This is a genomic window from Mycobacterium terramassiliense (assembly GCF_900157385.1).
Taxonomy (GTDB): domain Bacteria; phylum Actinomycetota; class Actinomycetes; order Mycobacteriales; family Mycobacteriaceae; genus Mycobacterium; species Mycobacterium terramassiliense.
The window spans coordinates 417366-432351 of sequence record NZ_LT717698.1 but is presented as its reverse complement, the minus strand read 5'-3'; the positions used below and the strand labels follow the sequence as shown (position 1 = coordinate 432351).

Here is a 14986-nt window from a genome sequence, read left to right as displayed (position 1 = left end):
GCGGCCGCGGCCGGCCGTCGCCACCGAGCTCGACCTGGCGTCCAACGACTACCTCGGCCTGTCGCAACACCCCGACGTGATCGAGGGGGGCGTCGCGGCGCTGCGCATCTGGGGCGCCGGCGCCACCGGCTCGCGCCTGGTCACCGGCGACACCGAACTGCACCAGGAATTCGAGACGGAGCTCGCCGAGTTCGTCGGGGCCGCATCCGGCCTGCTGTTCTCGTCGGGATACACCGCCAACCTGGGTGCCGTCGTCGGGCTGTCGGGCCCCGGTTCGCTCCTGGTGTCCGACGCCCTGTCGCACGCATCGCTGGTCGATGCGTGCCGGCTGTCGCGCGCCCGCGTGGTGGTGGCGCCGCACCGCGACGTGGACGCCGTCGACGCGGCACTGGGCGCCCGCGACGAGGAACGCGCCGTCGTCATCACCGACTCGGTGTTCAGCGCCGACGGCGCGCTGGCCCCGGTGCGCGAGCTGCACGCGGTGTGCCGCCGCCACGGCGCGCTGCTCATCGTCGACGAGGCGCACGGCCTCGGCGTGCGCGGCGGCGGCCGCGGCCTGCTGCATGAGCTCGGGCTGGCGGGCGCGCCCGACGTCGTGATGACCACGACGCTGTCCAAGGCGCTGGGCAGTCAGGGCGGAGCGGTCCTGGGGCCGGCGCAGGTGCGCGCGCACCTGATCGACGCGGCGCGGCCGTTCATCTTCGACACCGGCCTGGCCCCGGCGGCGGTGGGCGCCGCGCTGGCCGCGCTGCGCGTCCTGCAAGCCGAGCCATGGCGCCCGCAAGCCGTGCTGACGCATGCGCGGTTCCTGGCCGAGGTCTGCGGCGTGCCCGACGAGCCGGCGTCGGCGGTGGTGTCGGTGATCCTGGGCGATCCGGAAGTTGCGCTGGCCGCGGCCACCGCCTGCCTGGACGCCGGCGTGCGCGTGGGCTGCTTCCGGCCGCCGACCGTGCCCGCCGGAACGTCGCGACTGCGCCTGTCCGCGCGCGCGTCGCTGGACGCCGCCGACCTGGAGTTCGCGCACCGCGTGCTGACCGACGTGCTTGCCGTGGCGCGCCGTTGACCGTCCTGGTCGTCACCGGTACCGGCACGGGGGTCGGCAAGACGGTCGTCACCGCGGCGCTGGCGTGCCACGCCCGCCAGGCGGGCATCGACGTGGCGGTGTGCAAACCGGTCCAGACCGGGACCGATTGCGGCGACGACGATTTGGCCGAGGTGGCGCGGCTGTCTGGGGCCGGCGAGCTCGCCGGGCTGGCGCGGTACCCGCTGCCGCTGGCCCCGGCGGCGGCCGCCGAGCAGGCGGGAGCCCCGTTGCCCACGGGTGACCAGGTCCTGCGCCTCGTCGGGGACCTGGACCGGCCGGGGCGGCTGACGCTGGTGGAGGGCGCCGGCGGGTTGCTGGTCGAACTCGCCGACCCTAGCGTCACGCTGCGCGACCTGGCCGTCGACCTGGGCGCCGCCGCGCTCGTCGCCGTCACCGCGGAGCTGGGCACCCTCAACCACACCGCGCTGACACTGGAAGCGCTTGCCGCGCATCGGGTTTCGTGCGCCGGGCTGGTGATCGGCAGCTGGCCGGCGCGGCCGGGCCTGGTGGAAACGTCGAATCGGGCCGCGCTGGGGCAGCTGGCGCCGGTGCGGGCGGCGCTGCCCGCCGGTGCCGGATCGCTGGGCGCCGCCGAGTTCGCGGCCATGAGCGCCGCGGCGTTCGACCGCGACTGGGTCACCGCGCTGGTCGGCTGATGGTCCATTCGATCGAGCTGGTCTTCGACCCCGACACCGAGGCGGCCATCCGCCACATCTGGGCCGACCTGGCCGGCGCCGGCATCCCCAGCCAGGCCCCGGCCAGCCGGCCGCACGTCACCCTGGCCGTCGCCGAACGCATCGACCCCGACGTCGACACGCCGTTGGCCGCGGTTGCCCGGCGTCTGCCGCTGACCGCCACGATCGGCGCCCCGGTGCTGTTCGGGCGGGCGAACGTCGTGTTCGCGCGGCTCGTGGTGCCGACGGGCGAGCTGTTGGCCCTGCATGCCGAGGTGCACCGGCTGTGCCGTCCGCATCTGTCGCCCGGCCCGATGCCCAACAGCCTGCCCGATCAATGGACCGCGCACGTCACGCTGGCCCGCCGCGTCGGCGGCCCCCAACTGGGCCGGGCGCTGCGCATCGCGGGTCGGCCGGCGCAGATCGACGGCCGCTTCGCCGGCCTGCGCCGCTGGGACGGCAAGAACAAGGCCGAGTTTGTGCTCGGCTGAGGTCAGGTGTTTGCGTGTGATTGCTGGGCTTTGGGTGTGAGTCCCGGGCGGGATCCGGGCGATTTTGCCGCCGTGGGCTCACACCGAACGCCCAGGATTCACACTCAGCCCGGCGCGGTGCGACCGGCGCACGCTCTAGCCGCCGAACAGCAGGTACAAACCGGTGAAGGTGTAGCCGACCATCACCAGCATCATGGTGAGCTGCCCGGTCAGCTGATGCCCGGCCGGCAGCAGCCGAAGCGCCTTGTCGTGGGCGGCGATCACCGCGAGGATGTGCCCGGTGACCACGCACGCCACCTTGATGCCGGCCAGCACCGGGGGATGGCTGGACAGCACGTAGGCGACGTGAAAGTGCGCCAGCCCCAACGGGTTCCAGCCGCGACCGAGCGGGTCGGCCAGCGCGAAGACCGCCTGCTGCCCGCGTTCGACGAGATAGCTCAGGTAGTGCGCGAAGATGTAGCCCACCACGATCGGGATCAGCGAATGCGCCATCTGGCCGGGCAGGGCGCGGCGCTGCTCGCGATCGACGCCGCCGGTGGCGCGCGCGGCCAGCGAGAACGTCAGCGCCACAACGGAAATGAACACGATCAGCCCCGCGGTGCGCAACACCGCAGAAGACAGCGTCGGCGACCGGCCGAAGCCACGGGCTATCCCGTCGGCGAAACCGCGCCACGTCGGTGACGACGAGAAACTGTCGAAGGCCGTCGACCCGAGCAGCACCGCCAGCAGCACCACGACGCCCGGGCGCACGGGCAGCGACGGCAGGTGGTCGAGCGGATTGCCCACGACGATCCGGCCGGAGTCCGGGTTGCGGCGAAACGGGCACAGGCGCGACACCGCCATGCTGTACACCCCGAACGGGTCGGCCCGCGCCAACCAGCGTGGCCCGCACAGCCACGCGCCACCCAGCATGAGCACGGCGTAGCCCAGCAGCCACGCCTCGACCAGCGGCAGCGACGCCGAGTTGGGGCTGGCCAGCTCCAACCACACGAACGCGAACAGGCCCAGCGCGGCGGGCCGGTATCCCCAGCCCTCGGGATAGGACCACCGCGAGCGTCCCAGGCTCTGCGGCGCGGCGCGGCGCAGCAGCGCGTACACCGTGCGCATCGGGGAGAGCACCCGCCAGACCGGCCCGAACGCCAGCGACAGCGCCACCAGCCCGACCCACAGCAGCACGTAGAACGCGCCGAGCAGGGCGTTGGAGTCCGTTTGCGGGCCACACACCCCGGCCGCCACCACCCACGCCGCGAACAGCAGCGCCAGCGCGGCGGCCGTCCAGCGGGTGGCGCGGGCGTCGACGAAAGACGCCAGTGCCGCCGGCACCGGGCGACCGGGCTTGCGCGGGTCAAACCGCGGCCGCCGCCAGGCGAACGCGACCAGCGCGAACGTGAACGTCAACGCCCATGCCGCGCCGACCATCGCGTACAGGTAGGGCACCGGGAGGTCGCCGGAGCCGCCCAGACCGTGCGCGAGCACCACCGTCGCGCCGCGGTCGCTCACGGCTGGACTTGGATGGTCGCGATCGTGCGATCCAGGTGATGCAGCTCGACCTCGACGTTGCCGGGCACGTCGACGCTGAACTGAAAGGTCTGGTTGGGCGCGGCCGCGACCTGGAACTTGTGGTCGGGGGTGGAGTGCACGTGCAACTCGTCGGCGGTGTCGCTGGTCACCCGGATGGTGATCTGCTGGTGCACCCTGGCGAGCAGGGTGGCGTTGGTCGGGGTGACCTGCCCCTTGGCGATGGTGACGTCGACGACGGGGGCGGCGCCGGGGGGCTGGTTTGCTGAACCACCGCAGGCCACCAGGGCCCACGTCAGCGCCGCCGCCCAGACGAGGGCGCTCCGGACCGCCATCGAGTCAGGCCGCTCGGGGAGCGCCGGGCACGGGCTGCTTCTCCTCGACCGGCTCCGGTGCGCCCTCGGCGTAGCCGAGCCGACCCGCACCCCACGTCAGGGCGGAGATCACCATCAGCGTCAGGATCAGCACCACGATCCCGCCGGCGGTGAACAACCAGGTCGGCGCGCCCTGGTCGCGTTCGCGCTGCAGGATCGTGACCTCCAGGACGAACGGGCGCGTGCTCGACGCCAGCGCGGGGACCTCGGGCGCCGGGATGGCGTCGTCGGCCGGCTCCCAGATGGGCACGGCCGTCATCGTGCGGCCGTCCTGCACCCGCAGCAGCGTCTTCCATTCCCCCCACACCGGGACCGGCTGGGTGGACCGGTAGTGCCCGGGTCCCACCTTGGCGAGCCGGTCGATCATCAGACCGCGGTTGTTCTGCATCCGGCCCTGCCAGGACAGGATGGTCAGCCAGTCCGGGTTGTCGCTGACGAACGGCGGCGTCAACTGCACATCGGCCGACACCATGCGCTGCCCGGGCGGGCTGGGCAGGTCCGTCAAGTTGACGGTGGCGGTGTTCTGTCGCGGCACGAGGATGTGCAACCCGTTGGCCACCGCGCCGCCGGTCACCAGCACGGTCAGCGCCACGGCCGCGATACCGATCTTGCGGCCGGGGAGGCGCTGCCCCGTCAGCACCAGGCCGAACAGCGCCCCGCAGACGCCGGTCAGCACCGCCACCGGCACCGCCATCGCCAGCGCCTCGCCCCACATCCTGGTCGGCCACGGGTAGTGGTACACCGCCCCGATCCACAGCGACTCCAGCCACAGGCCGACGGTCGCGACGGCCAGCCCGGAGACGGCGCCAAAGGCGATGGGGCGCTTCAGCAATGGGGTCAACGCCACCAGCTCGACGACCAGCGCGGGGCCCAGGTACAGCGGGAACCAGTTGATCGGCGCTCCCAGGATCGGCCCGACCAGCAGCGCGACCAGGCCGCGCAGCGCGATGGCGAACACCGCCGCGATGATCGCGGCTCCCCGTCCCATCGTGAAGCGGGCGGCCACCGCCGCCAGCGCGGCCGCCGCGGCGATCAACATCGGCTGGAACACCAGCCGGAATTGCGGGACGCCGAAGTCGAATTCGATCTGATAGACGGACAGGCCGATGAACATTCCCCCGAAGGACAGGTAGCGCAGGAACGTGATGAACACGCCGTGTGCGAGCTGCTCGCCCGCATCCGCCTCGCCCTCGCGTTCCAGCATCAGCACCGCGAACAGGGAAAAGCAGGCGCCGCCGATCATCATCAAATGCGTTGGGCCCCAGAGTGTTACATCTTGCCCGAAGATCCGGTGCCAGATGTCGTCGAGCGGGAACCCGATCATCGCGTAGAGCCCGCAGCCGGCCATCAGCACGCCGCCGACGGGCGCATACCAATTGCTCGTGATGCGCACCGCCGCCGGTCCGGGCCTGTCGAACGGCAGCACGACGGCCAACATGCCCCCGACGAAGATCCCGAACAGGCCGATGATGATGAAGTAGTGCGCCGGGTTGGCCAGGGGACCGGGGTCGCGGCCGTTACCGATGTGCCAGCTGACATCCCAGATGAAGCCGAACAGCGCGCAGATGATCGACGTGGTGAACACCAGAACCGGCAGGGCCACCCAGTTGGGACGGTGGAACTTCTCGCCCATCTTGTCCGCGATCCGGGTCAGCCACTCGATGCGATGAGTGCGATGGGCATGCCCGACCCAGAGCATCACCGCGGCGATCACCACGGCGGCGATCGACAGGCCGATCACCTGGTTCAGACCCGCGCCGCGCGCCGGCGCCTCGGCAACAAAAGTCAGATCCGCCGATTTCATCGTCAAACCCTCCTAACACGCCCGGCCTCAAGGTGTGATCCAACTCGCAGGAACCGGAATGCCCCGATCGAAGGCCCGTCAATCACCCTTTTGATCGGCGTCGTCGCCGCGCGGGGCGGCCTGCTGGGATTTGCGGCCGTTGCGCCGGTCTTTCAGCGCGACGTACAGGATCACCGCGACGACGAGCACCGCCGGCAAGAACGCCGGGATGGCCAGCAGCAGCATGTGGTGGGCCACGTATTCGACCTGCGGCGCGGTCTCCCAAACGGTCATGATCCAGGCATACCCCGGCGGCCCCCGTCTTCTGCGGCCGTTACCCTACTTTGAACACCGAATTTATTTCAGGCCGCCAGCCATGGCGGGTGCGGCTGCGCGCGCACGAAAAAGGATGCAGGGGAGTACCTGGTGACTCAAGCGGCAACTCGGCCGACGACCGACGCCGGCGGCGCGAACGACGACATTCTGGCGGTGGCCCGCCGGCAGGTGCTGGAGCGCGGCGAGGGACTCGGCCGGGACCAGGTGCTTCAGGTGCTGCAGCTGCCCGACGAGCGGCTCGATGACCTGCTGGCGCTGGCCCACGAGGTGCGCATGCGCTGGTGCGGGCCCGAGGTCGAGGTCGAGGGCATCATCAGCCTGAAGACCGGCGGGTGCCCGGAGGACTGCCACTTCTGCTCGCAGTCGGGGCTGTTCTCGTCGCCGGTGCGCAGCGCGCGGCTGGACATCCCCAGCCTGGTCGAGGCGGCCAAACAGACCGCCAAGTCCGGCGCCACCGAGTTCTGCATCGTGGCCGCGGTGCGCGGGCCCGACGAGCGGTTGATGGCGCAGGTCGCGGCCGGCATCGAGGCCATCCGCAACGAGGTGGAGATCAACATCGCCTGCTCGCTGGGGATGCTGACGGCAGAGCAGGTGGAGCAGCTCTCGGCGATGGGGGTGCATCGCTACAACCACAACCTCGAAACCGCCCGCTCGTTCTTCACCAACGTCGTGACCACCCACACCTGGGAGGAGCGCTGGCAGACGCTGTCGATGGTGCGTGACGCCGGCATGGAAGTGTGTTGCGGCGGCATCCTCGGCATGGGCGAGACCCTGGAACAACGCGCGGAGTTCGCCGCCGACCTGGCCGAACTCGGGCCCGACGAGGTGCCGCTGAACTTTCTCAACCCGCGGCCGGGCACCCCGTTCGGCGATCTGGAGGTCATGCCCGTCGCCGAGGCGCTGAAATCGGTGGCCGCCTTCCGCCTGGCCCTGCCGCGCACCATGCTGCGCTTCGCCGGGGGCCGCGAGATCACCCTGGGCGACCTCGGCGCCAAGCAGGGCATCCTGGGTGGCATCAACGCCGTCATCGTCGGGAACTACCTGACCACGCTCGGTCGCCCCGCCGAGGCGGACCTCGAGCTGCTCGACGACTTGCAGATGCCGATCAAGGCGCTCAATGCCAGTTTGTAAAGCCACTTTGTAAGAGACTGGGAGACTGTGGTTCGCGATCTGGGCGCTCCGGTCAGCGCCGGCGTGTACAACGTCTATACCGGGGAATTCGGCGGCACGGCCGTGCCGACGGCCGCGCAGTTGGGCCTCGAGCCGCCCCGGTTCTGCGCCGAATGCGGACGCCGCATGATCGTCCAGGTCCGGCCCGACGGCTGGCGCGCCCAGTGCTCGCGGCACGGGCAGGTCGACTCCGCGGACCTGGAGGCGCAGCGGTGACCCAGCCGGCCGGCCCCGAGACCTCCGAGCCGACGGGCGTTGCCCGCGCGGCGCGGAGGCGGGGAATCGTCGTCGCGGCGCTGGCAGTGACGGCGACCGGCGTGGTGCTGGGCGCGCTGTGGGCGTGGATCGCCCCGCCGATCCGCGCCGTCGTGGCGATCACCCGCGCGGGCGAACGGGTGCATGACTATCTGGGGGCCGAATCCGAGCACTTCTTCAACGCGCCCTGCCTGATGCTGGGCCTGTTGACCGTGCTGGCGGTGGTGGGCACGGTGCTGGCGTGGCAGTGGCGCGAGCGTCGCGGTCCCGCGATGGTGCTGGCGCTGTCGCTGGGCATGGTGGCCGCCGCCGCGGTGGCGGCGGCGACGGGCGTGTTGCTGGTCCGGTTGCGCTACGGCGCGGTGAACTTCGACGCGGTGCCGCTGTCGGGAAGCCCGTCGGTGGCTTACGTCACCGAGGCGCCGCCGGTGTTCTTCGCACAGAATGCGCTGCAGGTCGCGGTGACCCTGTTGTGGCCCGCCGGCCTTGCCGGGCTGGTGTATGCCCTGATGGCGGCCGCCGACGCCCGCGACGACCTGGGCGGGCTGCCCGTGGCCGCCCGGCCGGGTACCGCGCTGCCGATGGAGCCGGAGGCCCCGGAAGCCGCCGTCTCCTAGCGGACGCGAAAGCGAAAACCGCTTTTTACAGCGGGCGGTGCGGCACCTTGCGGCCGGTGATGACCTTGGCCGCGATCTTGACCAGCCGCGCCATGCCGACGTAGGTCATCGGGTTGAACATCGTCGGCCACGTCGTCCTGATCAGGTGCTCGGTCAGCGGCCGGCCGTCGAAGCGGTCGGTGAGCCAGCGCAGCGTCATCGGGGCCGACAGCGGGTGCAGGCACAGGTGTTCGTTGAACGCGTCCCGGTGGTAGGTGACCCGGGCGCCGCCGGCCGAGTAGGCGTCGGCGAGCGCGTCGATGTCGTGCACGTCGATCAGGTAGTCGTGCACGGCCTGCACGATCAGCACCGGGGGCGTCGGCACCGCCGCGCCCAGCTTGATGCTCTCGAACACGTGCATGATCTCCGGCGTCGACAGGATGTCTTCCAGCGGCTCGTCCAGGTAGTCGCCCATGTTCTTGCCGGCCATGCGCAGCACCGCTTCCACGGTGGTCATCTTCTCCAGCGAGTCCAGCAGGGCGCGCCCCTCCTCGTTGGTGTGTTCGGTGATGACGCGCTCCAGGTCGGGGTAGAGGTGGGCGAGCGCGGCCACCACCAACGCGGGCAGGCCGGCCAGGAAGCCGCCGTTGAGCCTGCGGAACGTGTGGCCGAGGTCGCCGACCGGGGACCCGAGCACGGCCCCGACGATGTCCAGGTCCGGCGCGTAGTCGGCACACACCTCGGCGGCCCAGGCGCTGGCCAGGCCGCCGCCGGAGTATCCCCACAGCCCGATGGGGGCCGACGGCGACAATGCGAGACGCTCGAAACTCAGCGCGGCCCGGACGCCGTCCAGGACGCGGTAGCCGGGCTCATACGGCGCCCCCCACGAACCGTGGATGCCTTCGTGGTCGGGGACCGAAACGGCCCAGCCCTCGGCGACGGCGGCGTTGATCAGCAGGAACTCCAGCTGGCTCAACGACCCGAGGGCCTTCGCGCGGCGCCGCAGCGCATAGGACGGGAAGCAGCGCGACGTCATCGCGTCGATCGCGCACTGATAGGACAGCAACGGGCAGGTCTGCCCCGGAGCCAGCTTCGCCGGGACGATCACGGTGGTCACGGTCGCCTCGGGCTGGCCGTTCATGTCCATCGTCCGGTAGAGCAGCTGCACGGCCGTGACGGGCTGCGGGATCAGGCCCAGAAACGCCAGCTCGACGTCGCGCGAGCGCAGCACCGTGCCGGGCTCGGCGTGCTGGAAGCCGGGCGGGGGCTGGTAGAACGGGTCGTCCGAGGGCAGCAGTGGCCGCACCTTGCGCCGCAGTTCCTCGTGCGGCGGCTTGGCGATCCACTGTGCGCCGTGCGTCCCCGCCAGATTGCCGAGCTCAACCATTCGTCGGTCCCTTCTTGGCCACCGGCATTCTCGCCCATGAACGGGTGGTGGCCAAACCGTAATCGCCGCGTTGTGAGCCAGTTCTCGTCGGTCTCTGCAGCTCAGCGGCGAAGGTGCTGTCCCCAATGTACCGGCGTGTCGGGGGAGAGCCGCTCACAGCTGGCCGGGCGGCCGGAACGCGGCGAATTCGTCGGTAACCCGCAGCCGGGAGTCGGTGAAGTGGTAGAGCGCCGCCGGGCGCCCGCCGCTGCGGCCGGATTGGGCGATCGTGCCGGTCTGGCTGATGACGCCGCGCCGAACCAGCACGCGCTGCAGGTTCGTCGCGTCGACCTGGTAGCCCAGCGCCGCGCCGTAGATGTCGCGCAGCGCGGAAAGCGCGAATTCCCTTGGCGCCAAGGCAAACCCGATGTTGGTGTAGGACATCTTGGCCACCAGCCTGGCGCGCGCGTGCTCCACCATCGGGCCGTGGTCGAACGCCATCGGCGGTAGGGAATTCACCGGGTGCCAGCGGGTGTCCGGCGGCAGCTCGGGAATCGCGGGGGAGGGCACCAGCCCCAAAAACGTCGACGCGATCACCCGGGCCCCCGGCACCCGGTGTGGGTCGGAAAACACAGCAAGCTGCTCCAAGTGAGCCAGCTCTCGCAGGTCGACCTTTTCGGCCAGCTGGCGGCGCACCGAAGTGGTCATGTCCTCGTCGCTGCGTAGCCGCCCGCCCGGCAGCGCCCACGCGCCCCGCTGCGGATCCCTGGCACGCTGCCATAACAGCACGTTCAGCTGGGGTTTTTCTCGGCGCGGCGGCCCCGTTACCTGGCGAACCTGGAACACGACCGCGAGCACCTCGTGTTCAGTGCTAGTATGGCCCATGTTTTCGATTGTAAGTCGAAAACCTCCCGGCGCGAAAGGAGCCGCCATGACGGTTTTGACTCGCATGGACACGCTCGACGAAAACGGGGACGACCTGCCCGGCCGCATCACCGACACTCCCGCCGGCTACGGCGGCGTCGAGGGCGACGAGCGGTGGGCGGCCGAGGTCCGGCGGCTGGCGAAGCTGCGCGGCGCCACCCTGCTCGCGCACAACTACCAGCTGCCCGCCATCCAGGACGTCGCCGACCACGTGGGCGACTCGCTGGCGCTGTCGCGGATCGCCGCCGACGCGCCCGAGGACACCATCGTGTTCTGCGGCGTGCATTTCATGGCGGAGACCGCCAAGATCCTCAGCCCGGATAAGACCGTGCTCATCCCGGACCAGCGGGCCGGCTGCTCGCTGGCCGATTCCATCACCGCCGACGAGTTGCGCGCCTGGAAGGACGAGCACCCCGGCGCCGTCGTCGTCTCCTACGTCAACACCACGGCCGCGGTGAAGGCGCTCACCGACATCTGCTGCACCTCGTCCAACGCCGTCGACGTGGTCGAGTCCATCGACCCCGACCGCGAGGTGCTGTTCTGCCCGGATCAATTCCTCGGCGCCCATGTGCGCCGGATGACGGGTCGCCAAAACCTGCACGTGTGGGCGGGTGAATGCCACGTGCACGCCGGCATCAACGGCGACGAGCTTTCCGAGCAGGCGCGGGCCAACCCCGATGCCGAGCTCTATGTCCACCCCGAATGCGGTTGCGCCACTTCGGCGTTGTACCTCGCCGGCGAGGGCGCCTTCCCGGCCGAACGGGTGAGGATCTTGTCCACCGGCGGCATGCTCGACGCCGCGCACGAGACCCGCGCGCGCAAGGTCCTGGTCGCCACCGAGGTCGGCATGCTGCACCAGTTGCGCAGGGCCGCACCGCAAGTCGACTTCCGCGCGGTCAACGACCGCGCCTCCTGCAAGTACATGAAGATGATCACCCCGGCGGCCCTGCTGCGCTGCCTGGTGGAGGGCGCCGACGAGGTGCACGTCGACCCCGAGATCGCGGCGGCGGGCCGGCGCAGCGTGCAGCGAATGATCGAGATCGGCCAGCCGGGCGGCGGCGAATGATGGGCCGTACCAACTGGACCGACGCCGCCGACGTCGTCGTCATCGGCACCGGCGTGGCCGGACTGGCCGCCGCGCTGGCCGCGCATCGCGCCGGGCACCGCGTGGTGGTCCTGTCGAAGGCGGACCAGGCGCGCGGGGTGACTGCCACCCACTACGCCCAGGGCGGCATCGCGGTGGTGTTGCCGGACAACGACGACTCGGTCGAGGCCCACGTCGCCGACACCGTGGCCGCCGGTGCGGGCCTGTGCGATCCCGACGCCGTGTGCTCGATCGTCGCCGACGGCTACCGCGCGGTGTCCGAATTGGTCGGCGACGGAGCGCGATTCGACGAAGCCGTCCCGGGGCGCTGGGACGTGACGCGCGAGGGCGGCCACTCGCGGCGCCGCATCGTGCACGCCGGCGGCGACGCCACCGGAGCCGAGGTGCAGCGCGCCCTGGACCACGCCGCGGCCACGCTGGACATCCGCACCGGCCACGTGGCCCTGCGGGTGCTGCACGACGGTGCCGCGGTGACCGGGGTGTGGGTGGGCAATGCGGACGGCTTCGGGATCGTCAGCGCGCCGTCGGTGATCCTGGCCTCCGGCGGGCTCGGGCACCTCTACGGGGCGACCACCAACCCCGACGGCTCCACCGGCGACGGCGTCGCGCTGGCGCTGTGGGCCGGCGTGCCGGTCAGCGACGTCGAGTTCATCCAGTTCCACCCGACGATGCTCTACGGCGGCGGAGCCGGCGGCCGGCGCCCGCTGGTCACCGAGGCCATCCGCGGTGAGGGCGCGGTTTTGCTTGACGGCCAAGGCAATTCGGTCACGGCCGGCGTCCACCCGATGGGCGACCTGGCGCCGCGCGACGTCGTCGCGGCGGCCATCGACGCGCGACTGCGGGAGACCGGCGACCCCTGCGTCTTCCTCGACGCGCGCGGCATCGCCGGCTTCGAGGCCCGGTTCCCCACCGTCACCGCCGCGTGCCGCGACGCCGGGATCGACCCCGTCCGCCAGGCCATCCCGGTGGTTCCCGGCGCGCACTACAGCTGCGGCGGCGTCGTCACCGACGTGTGCGGGCAGACGGAGCTGCCGGGGCTGTTCGCCGCCGGCGAGGTGGCGCGCACCGGAATGCACGGTGCCAACCGCCTGGCGTCCAACAGCCTGCTCGAGGGCCTGGTGGTCGGCGGTCGCGCCGGACGCGCGGCGGCGGCGCACGCGGCGGCGACCGGGCGCGTGCGAGCGGCGGCCCCCGAGCCCCCCGAGCCCACCGCCTTGCGTCGTGGCGACCTGCACCGCGCCATGAGCCGGCACGCCTCGGTGGTGCGCGACGCCGCCGGGCTGAACCGCTTGTCCGACGAGCTGTCCGGGGCGCCGGGGCGCAACATCGCCGGCCGCGGTGATTTCGAGGACGTCGCGTTGACGCTGACCGCCCGGGCCGTTACCGCGGGCGCCTTGGCGCGCAACGAAAGCCGCGGTTGCCACCACCGCGCGGAGTACCCGGACGCCGCGCCGGAACAGGGCCGCAGCAGCGTGCTCCGGCTGGCCGGCGACGGCAACTCCGTGCTGGTGGAGGCGCTGGCGGCGGTGGGCTGACGATGCTGTCCGACTGCGAACTCGAGGCCGCTCGGGACGCCATCCGGCGCGCCCTGCACGAGGACCTGCGCTACGGGCCCGACGTCACCACCCAGGCGACGGTGCCCGCCGGGGCGCAGGCCACGGCGTCCATGGTGCCCCGCGAGCCCGGGGTGATCGCCGGCGTGGACGTCGCGCTGCTGGTCCTCGACGAGGTGCTCGGCGCCGGCAATTACCAGGTGCTCGATCGCGTCGAGGACGGCGCCCGGTTGCGGCCGGGGGAGTCGGCGCTGACGGTGCGGGCGGAGACCCGGGGGCTGCTGACCGCGGAGCGCACCGCGCTGAACCTCATCTGCCACCTGTCGGGGATCGCCACCACGACCGCGGCGTGGGTCGATGCGGTGCACGGCACCAAGGCCAAGGTCCGCGACACCCGCAAGACCCTGCCCGGCCTGCGGGCGCTGCAGAAGTACGCGGTGCGCGTCGGCGGGGGCGTCAACCACCGCCTGGGGCTCGGCGATGCGGCGCTGATCAAGGACAACCACGTCGCGGCCGCGGCCGCGGGCTCGGTGGTCGACGCGCTGCGCGCGGTGCGCGAGGCCGCTCCCGACCTGCCGTGCGAGGTGGAGGTGGACTCGCTCGAGCAGCTGGACGAGGTGCTGGGCGAAAAGCCCGAGCTGATCCTGCTGGACAATTTCCCGGTGTGGCAGACGCAGATGGCCGTGCAGCGCCGCGACGCCAGGGCGCCCGCCGTGCTGCTCGAGTCGTCGGGCGGGCTCACCCTCGAGAATGCCGCGACCTACGCCGCGACCGGCGTCGACTACCTGGCCGTCGGGGCGCTGACCCACTCGGTGCGCGCGCTCGACATCGGCCTGGACATGTAGCACCTTCCGCTCAGCCGCGCAGCAGGCTGCGCGCGGCGGGCTTGGCGGCGTCCAGCGCACACCACCGGCGATCCGGCGTTGTTGTCGGCCGCACTGCGCGCCACCTGGCCGGACGGCGTGTGCACCGACACCGGGATCTACCCGCAATACAAGGTCGAGATGCCGTTGCTGCCGATGTACACCCGCGGCGTGCGATTCATCACCGGACGCGTCAGCGCCCGAACGGCCATCCCGCCGGTGCCCGAGCTGCTCGACGGCGGCCTGGACCTGTCGGCCGCCGTCGACCGCGTCGTCGCCTGGGAGGACGCACCCTCGGCGTGGCCGACGATGACCGGCAAGACCGTCTACACCCGGGCGTAGCGCATTGGGTGTGCATCCAGGGCCTTGAGTGTGCGCCCAGGGAGCCGAAATCGCCGGAATCCCGCCCTGTGCGCACACGCAAAGCCCGCAGCGCACACTCGACCGCGGCGGCGACCCGAAATCAGGCGATATCGCCGACGAAGACCCCGACCCGGCCCAGCTGCATGCGCGCCATCCGCGGCAGGTTTTGCGCCTCCGGGCCGTCGTAGCCGGCCGGCAGGATCCGGGTATTGGTGATGTGCACCTGGCGACGGGCAAAGCGCAGGTCGGCCTCGCCCGCGGCCAGCACGTTCTTCACCCAGTCGGTCTTGCCGTGGGCCAACGCGATCGCCAGCACGTTTCCCTTGCGGTAGGCCGTCACGATGGTCTTGTACGGCTTGCCGGACGTGCGGCCGCGATGCTCGATGGTCCCGGTCCCGGGCAGGAAACGCGCGATCGGCTTGAGCGCGTTGTTGAGGTATTTGACCTGAAAGTTCTCAAACCAGACGGGGAAAACCATCGGAACGCCCGGGGCGTTGTTGGGGTGATCCTTTTTGGACATGACGGCACTGT

Annotated in this window: 17 protein-coding genes; 10 read left to right on the top strand and 7 right to left on the bottom strand. The window is 71.5% G+C overall.

Features of this window, described 5'->3' with window-relative positions:
* From MTAB308_RS04050 to MTAB308_RS04040, 3 genes are all read left to right on the top strand, one after another.
* The coding region (locus MTAB308_RS04050; RefSeq protein ID WP_077098104.1) for an 8-amino-7-oxononanoate synthase at positions 1–1063 on the top strand (1063 nt) is incomplete at its 5' end.
* Positions 1060–1740: a dethiobiotin synthase gene (gene bioD / locus MTAB308_RS04045; RefSeq protein WP_077098102.1), complete on the top strand. Its 681-nt coding sequence runs from the start codon at positions 1060–1062 to the stop codon at positions 1738–1740. The genes MTAB308_RS04050 and bioD, both read left to right, overlap by 4 nt.
* Positions 1740–2249, top strand: a complete 510-nt coding sequence (locus MTAB308_RS04040; protein WP_077098100.1) for a 2'-5' RNA ligase family protein — start codon at positions 1740–1742, stop codon at positions 2247–2249. The genes bioD and MTAB308_RS04040 overlap by 1 nt, the downstream gene beginning before the upstream one ends.
* Before the next feature lie 135 nt (positions 2250–2384).
* On the opposite strand, the gene MTAB308_RS04035 is transcribed toward MTAB308_RS04040, so the two are convergent.
* From MTAB308_RS04035 to MTAB308_RS04020, 4 genes are all read right to left on the bottom strand, one after another.
* A complete protein-coding gene (locus MTAB308_RS04035) occupies positions 2385–3749 on the bottom strand; it encodes a hypothetical protein (RefSeq protein WP_077098098.1) in 1365 nt (454 codons plus the stop codon).
* Positions 3746–4102, bottom strand: a complete 357-nt coding sequence (locus tag MTAB308_RS04030; protein ID WP_077098096.1) for a hypothetical protein — start codon at positions 4100–4102, stop codon at positions 3746–3748. Before MTAB308_RS04030 ends, MTAB308_RS04035 begins: the two co-directional genes overlap by 4 nt.
* A gap of 4 nt (positions 4103–4106) precedes the next feature.
* Complete coding sequence (locus tag MTAB308_RS04025) at positions 4107–5945, bottom strand: hypothetical protein (RefSeq protein ID WP_077098094.1); 1839 nt, start codon at positions 5943–5945, stop codon at positions 4107–4109.
* 78 nt (positions 5946–6023) lie between these two features.
* A complete protein-coding gene (locus MTAB308_RS04020; protein ID WP_077098092.1) occupies positions 6024–6218 on the bottom strand; it encodes a hypothetical protein in 195 nt (64 codons plus the stop codon).
* 132 nt (positions 6219–6350) lie between these two features.
* Between MTAB308_RS04020 and bioB the strand changes: the two genes are divergently transcribed.
* The 3 genes from bioB to MTAB308_RS04005 are packed head-to-tail and all read left to right on the top strand — an operon-like array spanning position 6351 to position 8302.
* Complete coding sequence (gene bioB / locus MTAB308_RS04015; RefSeq protein ID WP_077098091.1) at positions 6351–7391, top strand: biotin synthase BioB; 1041 nt, start codon at positions 6351–6353, stop codon at positions 7389–7391.
* Positions 7392–7418: 27 nt separating this feature from the next.
* Positions 7419–7646, top strand: coding sequence for a biotin synthase auxiliary protein BsaP (gene bsaP / locus MTAB308_RS04010; RefSeq protein ID WP_066911064.1), 228 nt, complete (start codon positions 7419–7421; stop codon positions 7644–7646).
* The gene (locus MTAB308_RS04005; protein WP_077098089.1) at positions 7643–8302 is read left to right on the top strand and encodes a DUF2567 domain-containing protein; all 660 of its coding nucleotides are present in this window, start codon (positions 7643–7645) and stop codon (positions 8300–8302) included. The genes bsaP and MTAB308_RS04005 overlap by 4 nt, the downstream gene beginning before the upstream one ends.
* A gap of 25 nt (positions 8303–8327) precedes the next feature.
* On the opposite strand, the gene MTAB308_RS04000 is transcribed toward MTAB308_RS04005, so the two are convergent.
* Positions 8328–9668: a lipase family protein gene (locus MTAB308_RS04000; protein WP_077098087.1), complete on the bottom strand. Its 1341-nt coding sequence runs from the start codon at positions 9666–9668 to the stop codon at positions 8328–8330.
* 153 nt (positions 9669–9821) lie between these two features.
* A complete protein-coding gene (locus MTAB308_RS03995; protein ID WP_077098085.1) occupies positions 9822–10532 on the bottom strand; it encodes an NUDIX hydrolase in 711 nt (236 codons plus the stop codon).
* 46 nt (positions 10533–10578) lie between these two features.
* On the opposite strand from MTAB308_RS03995, the gene nadA reads away from it, so the two are divergent.
* From nadA to MTAB308_RS03975, 4 genes are all read left to right on the top strand, one after another.
* Positions 10579–11637 carry a quinolinate synthase NadA gene (gene nadA / locus MTAB308_RS03990; protein ID WP_077098083.1) on the top strand — a complete coding sequence of 353 codons (1059 nt, stop codon included), beginning with the start codon at positions 10579–10581 and terminating at the stop codon, positions 11635–11637.
* Positions 11634–13211 (top strand): L-aspartate oxidase, encoded by a 1578-nt coding sequence (locus tag MTAB308_RS03985; RefSeq protein ID WP_077098081.1) that lies wholly within the window; start codon positions 11634–11636, stop codon positions 13209–13211. Before nadA ends, MTAB308_RS03985 begins: the two co-directional genes overlap by 4 nt.
* Before the next feature lie 2 nt (positions 13212–13213).
* Positions 13214–14074 (top strand): carboxylating nicotinate-nucleotide diphosphorylase, encoded by an 861-nt coding sequence (gene nadC / locus MTAB308_RS03980; RefSeq protein WP_173842109.1) that lies wholly within the window; start codon positions 13214–13216, stop codon positions 14072–14074.
* A gap of 81 nt (positions 14075–14155) precedes the next feature.
* Positions 14156–14434, top strand: a complete 279-nt coding sequence (locus MTAB308_RS03975; RefSeq protein ID WP_245831245.1) for a hypothetical protein — start codon at positions 14156–14158, stop codon at positions 14432–14434.
* Positions 14435–14555: 121 nt separating this feature from the next.
* On the opposite strand, the gene MTAB308_RS03970 is transcribed toward MTAB308_RS03975, so the two are convergent.
* Entirely contained in the window at positions 14556–14975 is a 420-nt protein-coding gene (locus tag MTAB308_RS03970) for a nitroreductase family deazaflavin-dependent oxidoreductase (RefSeq protein ID WP_077098080.1), read from the bottom strand.
* Positions 14976–14986 lie beyond the last annotated feature (11 nt).

Bases quoted from the DNA above. Each gene is read 5' to 3' on its own strand.
- MTAB308_RS04030 (WP_077098096.1), bottom strand. From the start codon at position 4,102: ATGGCGGTCCGGAGCGCCCTCGTCTGGGCGGCGGCGCTGACGTGGGCC.
- MTAB308_RS03995 (WP_077098085.1), bottom strand. From the start codon at position 10,532: ATGGGCCATACTAGCACTGAACACGAGGTGCTCGCGGTCGTGTTCCAG.
- nadA (WP_077098083.1), top strand. From the start codon at position 10,579: ATGACGGTTTTGACTCGCATGGACACGCTCGACGAAAACGGGGACGAC.
- MTAB308_RS03970 (WP_077098080.1), bottom strand. From the start codon at position 14,975: ATGTCCAAAAAGGATCACCCCAACAACGCCCCGGGCGTTCCGATGGTT.
- nadC (WP_173842109.1), top strand. From the start codon at position 13,214: ATGCTGTCCGACTGCGAACTCGAGGCCGCTCGGGACGCCATCCGGCGC.
- MTAB308_RS04040 (WP_077098100.1), top strand. From the start codon at position 1,740: ATGGTCCATTCGATCGAGCTGGTCTTCGACCCCGACACCGAGGCGGCC.
- MTAB308_RS04025 (WP_077098094.1), bottom strand. From the start codon at position 5,945: ATGAAATCGGCGGATCTGACTTTTGTTGCCGAGGCGCCGGCGCGCGGC.
- MTAB308_RS04020 (WP_077098092.1), bottom strand. From the start codon at position 6,218: ATGACCGTTTGGGAGACCGCGCCGCAGGTCGAATACGTGGCCCACCAC.
- MTAB308_RS03985 (WP_077098081.1), top strand. From the start codon at position 11,634: ATGATGGGCCGTACCAACTGGACCGACGCCGCCGACGTCGTCGTCATC.
- MTAB308_RS04000 (WP_077098087.1), bottom strand. From the start codon at position 9,668: ATGGTTGAGCTCGGCAATCTGGCGGGGACGCACGGCGCACAGTGGATC.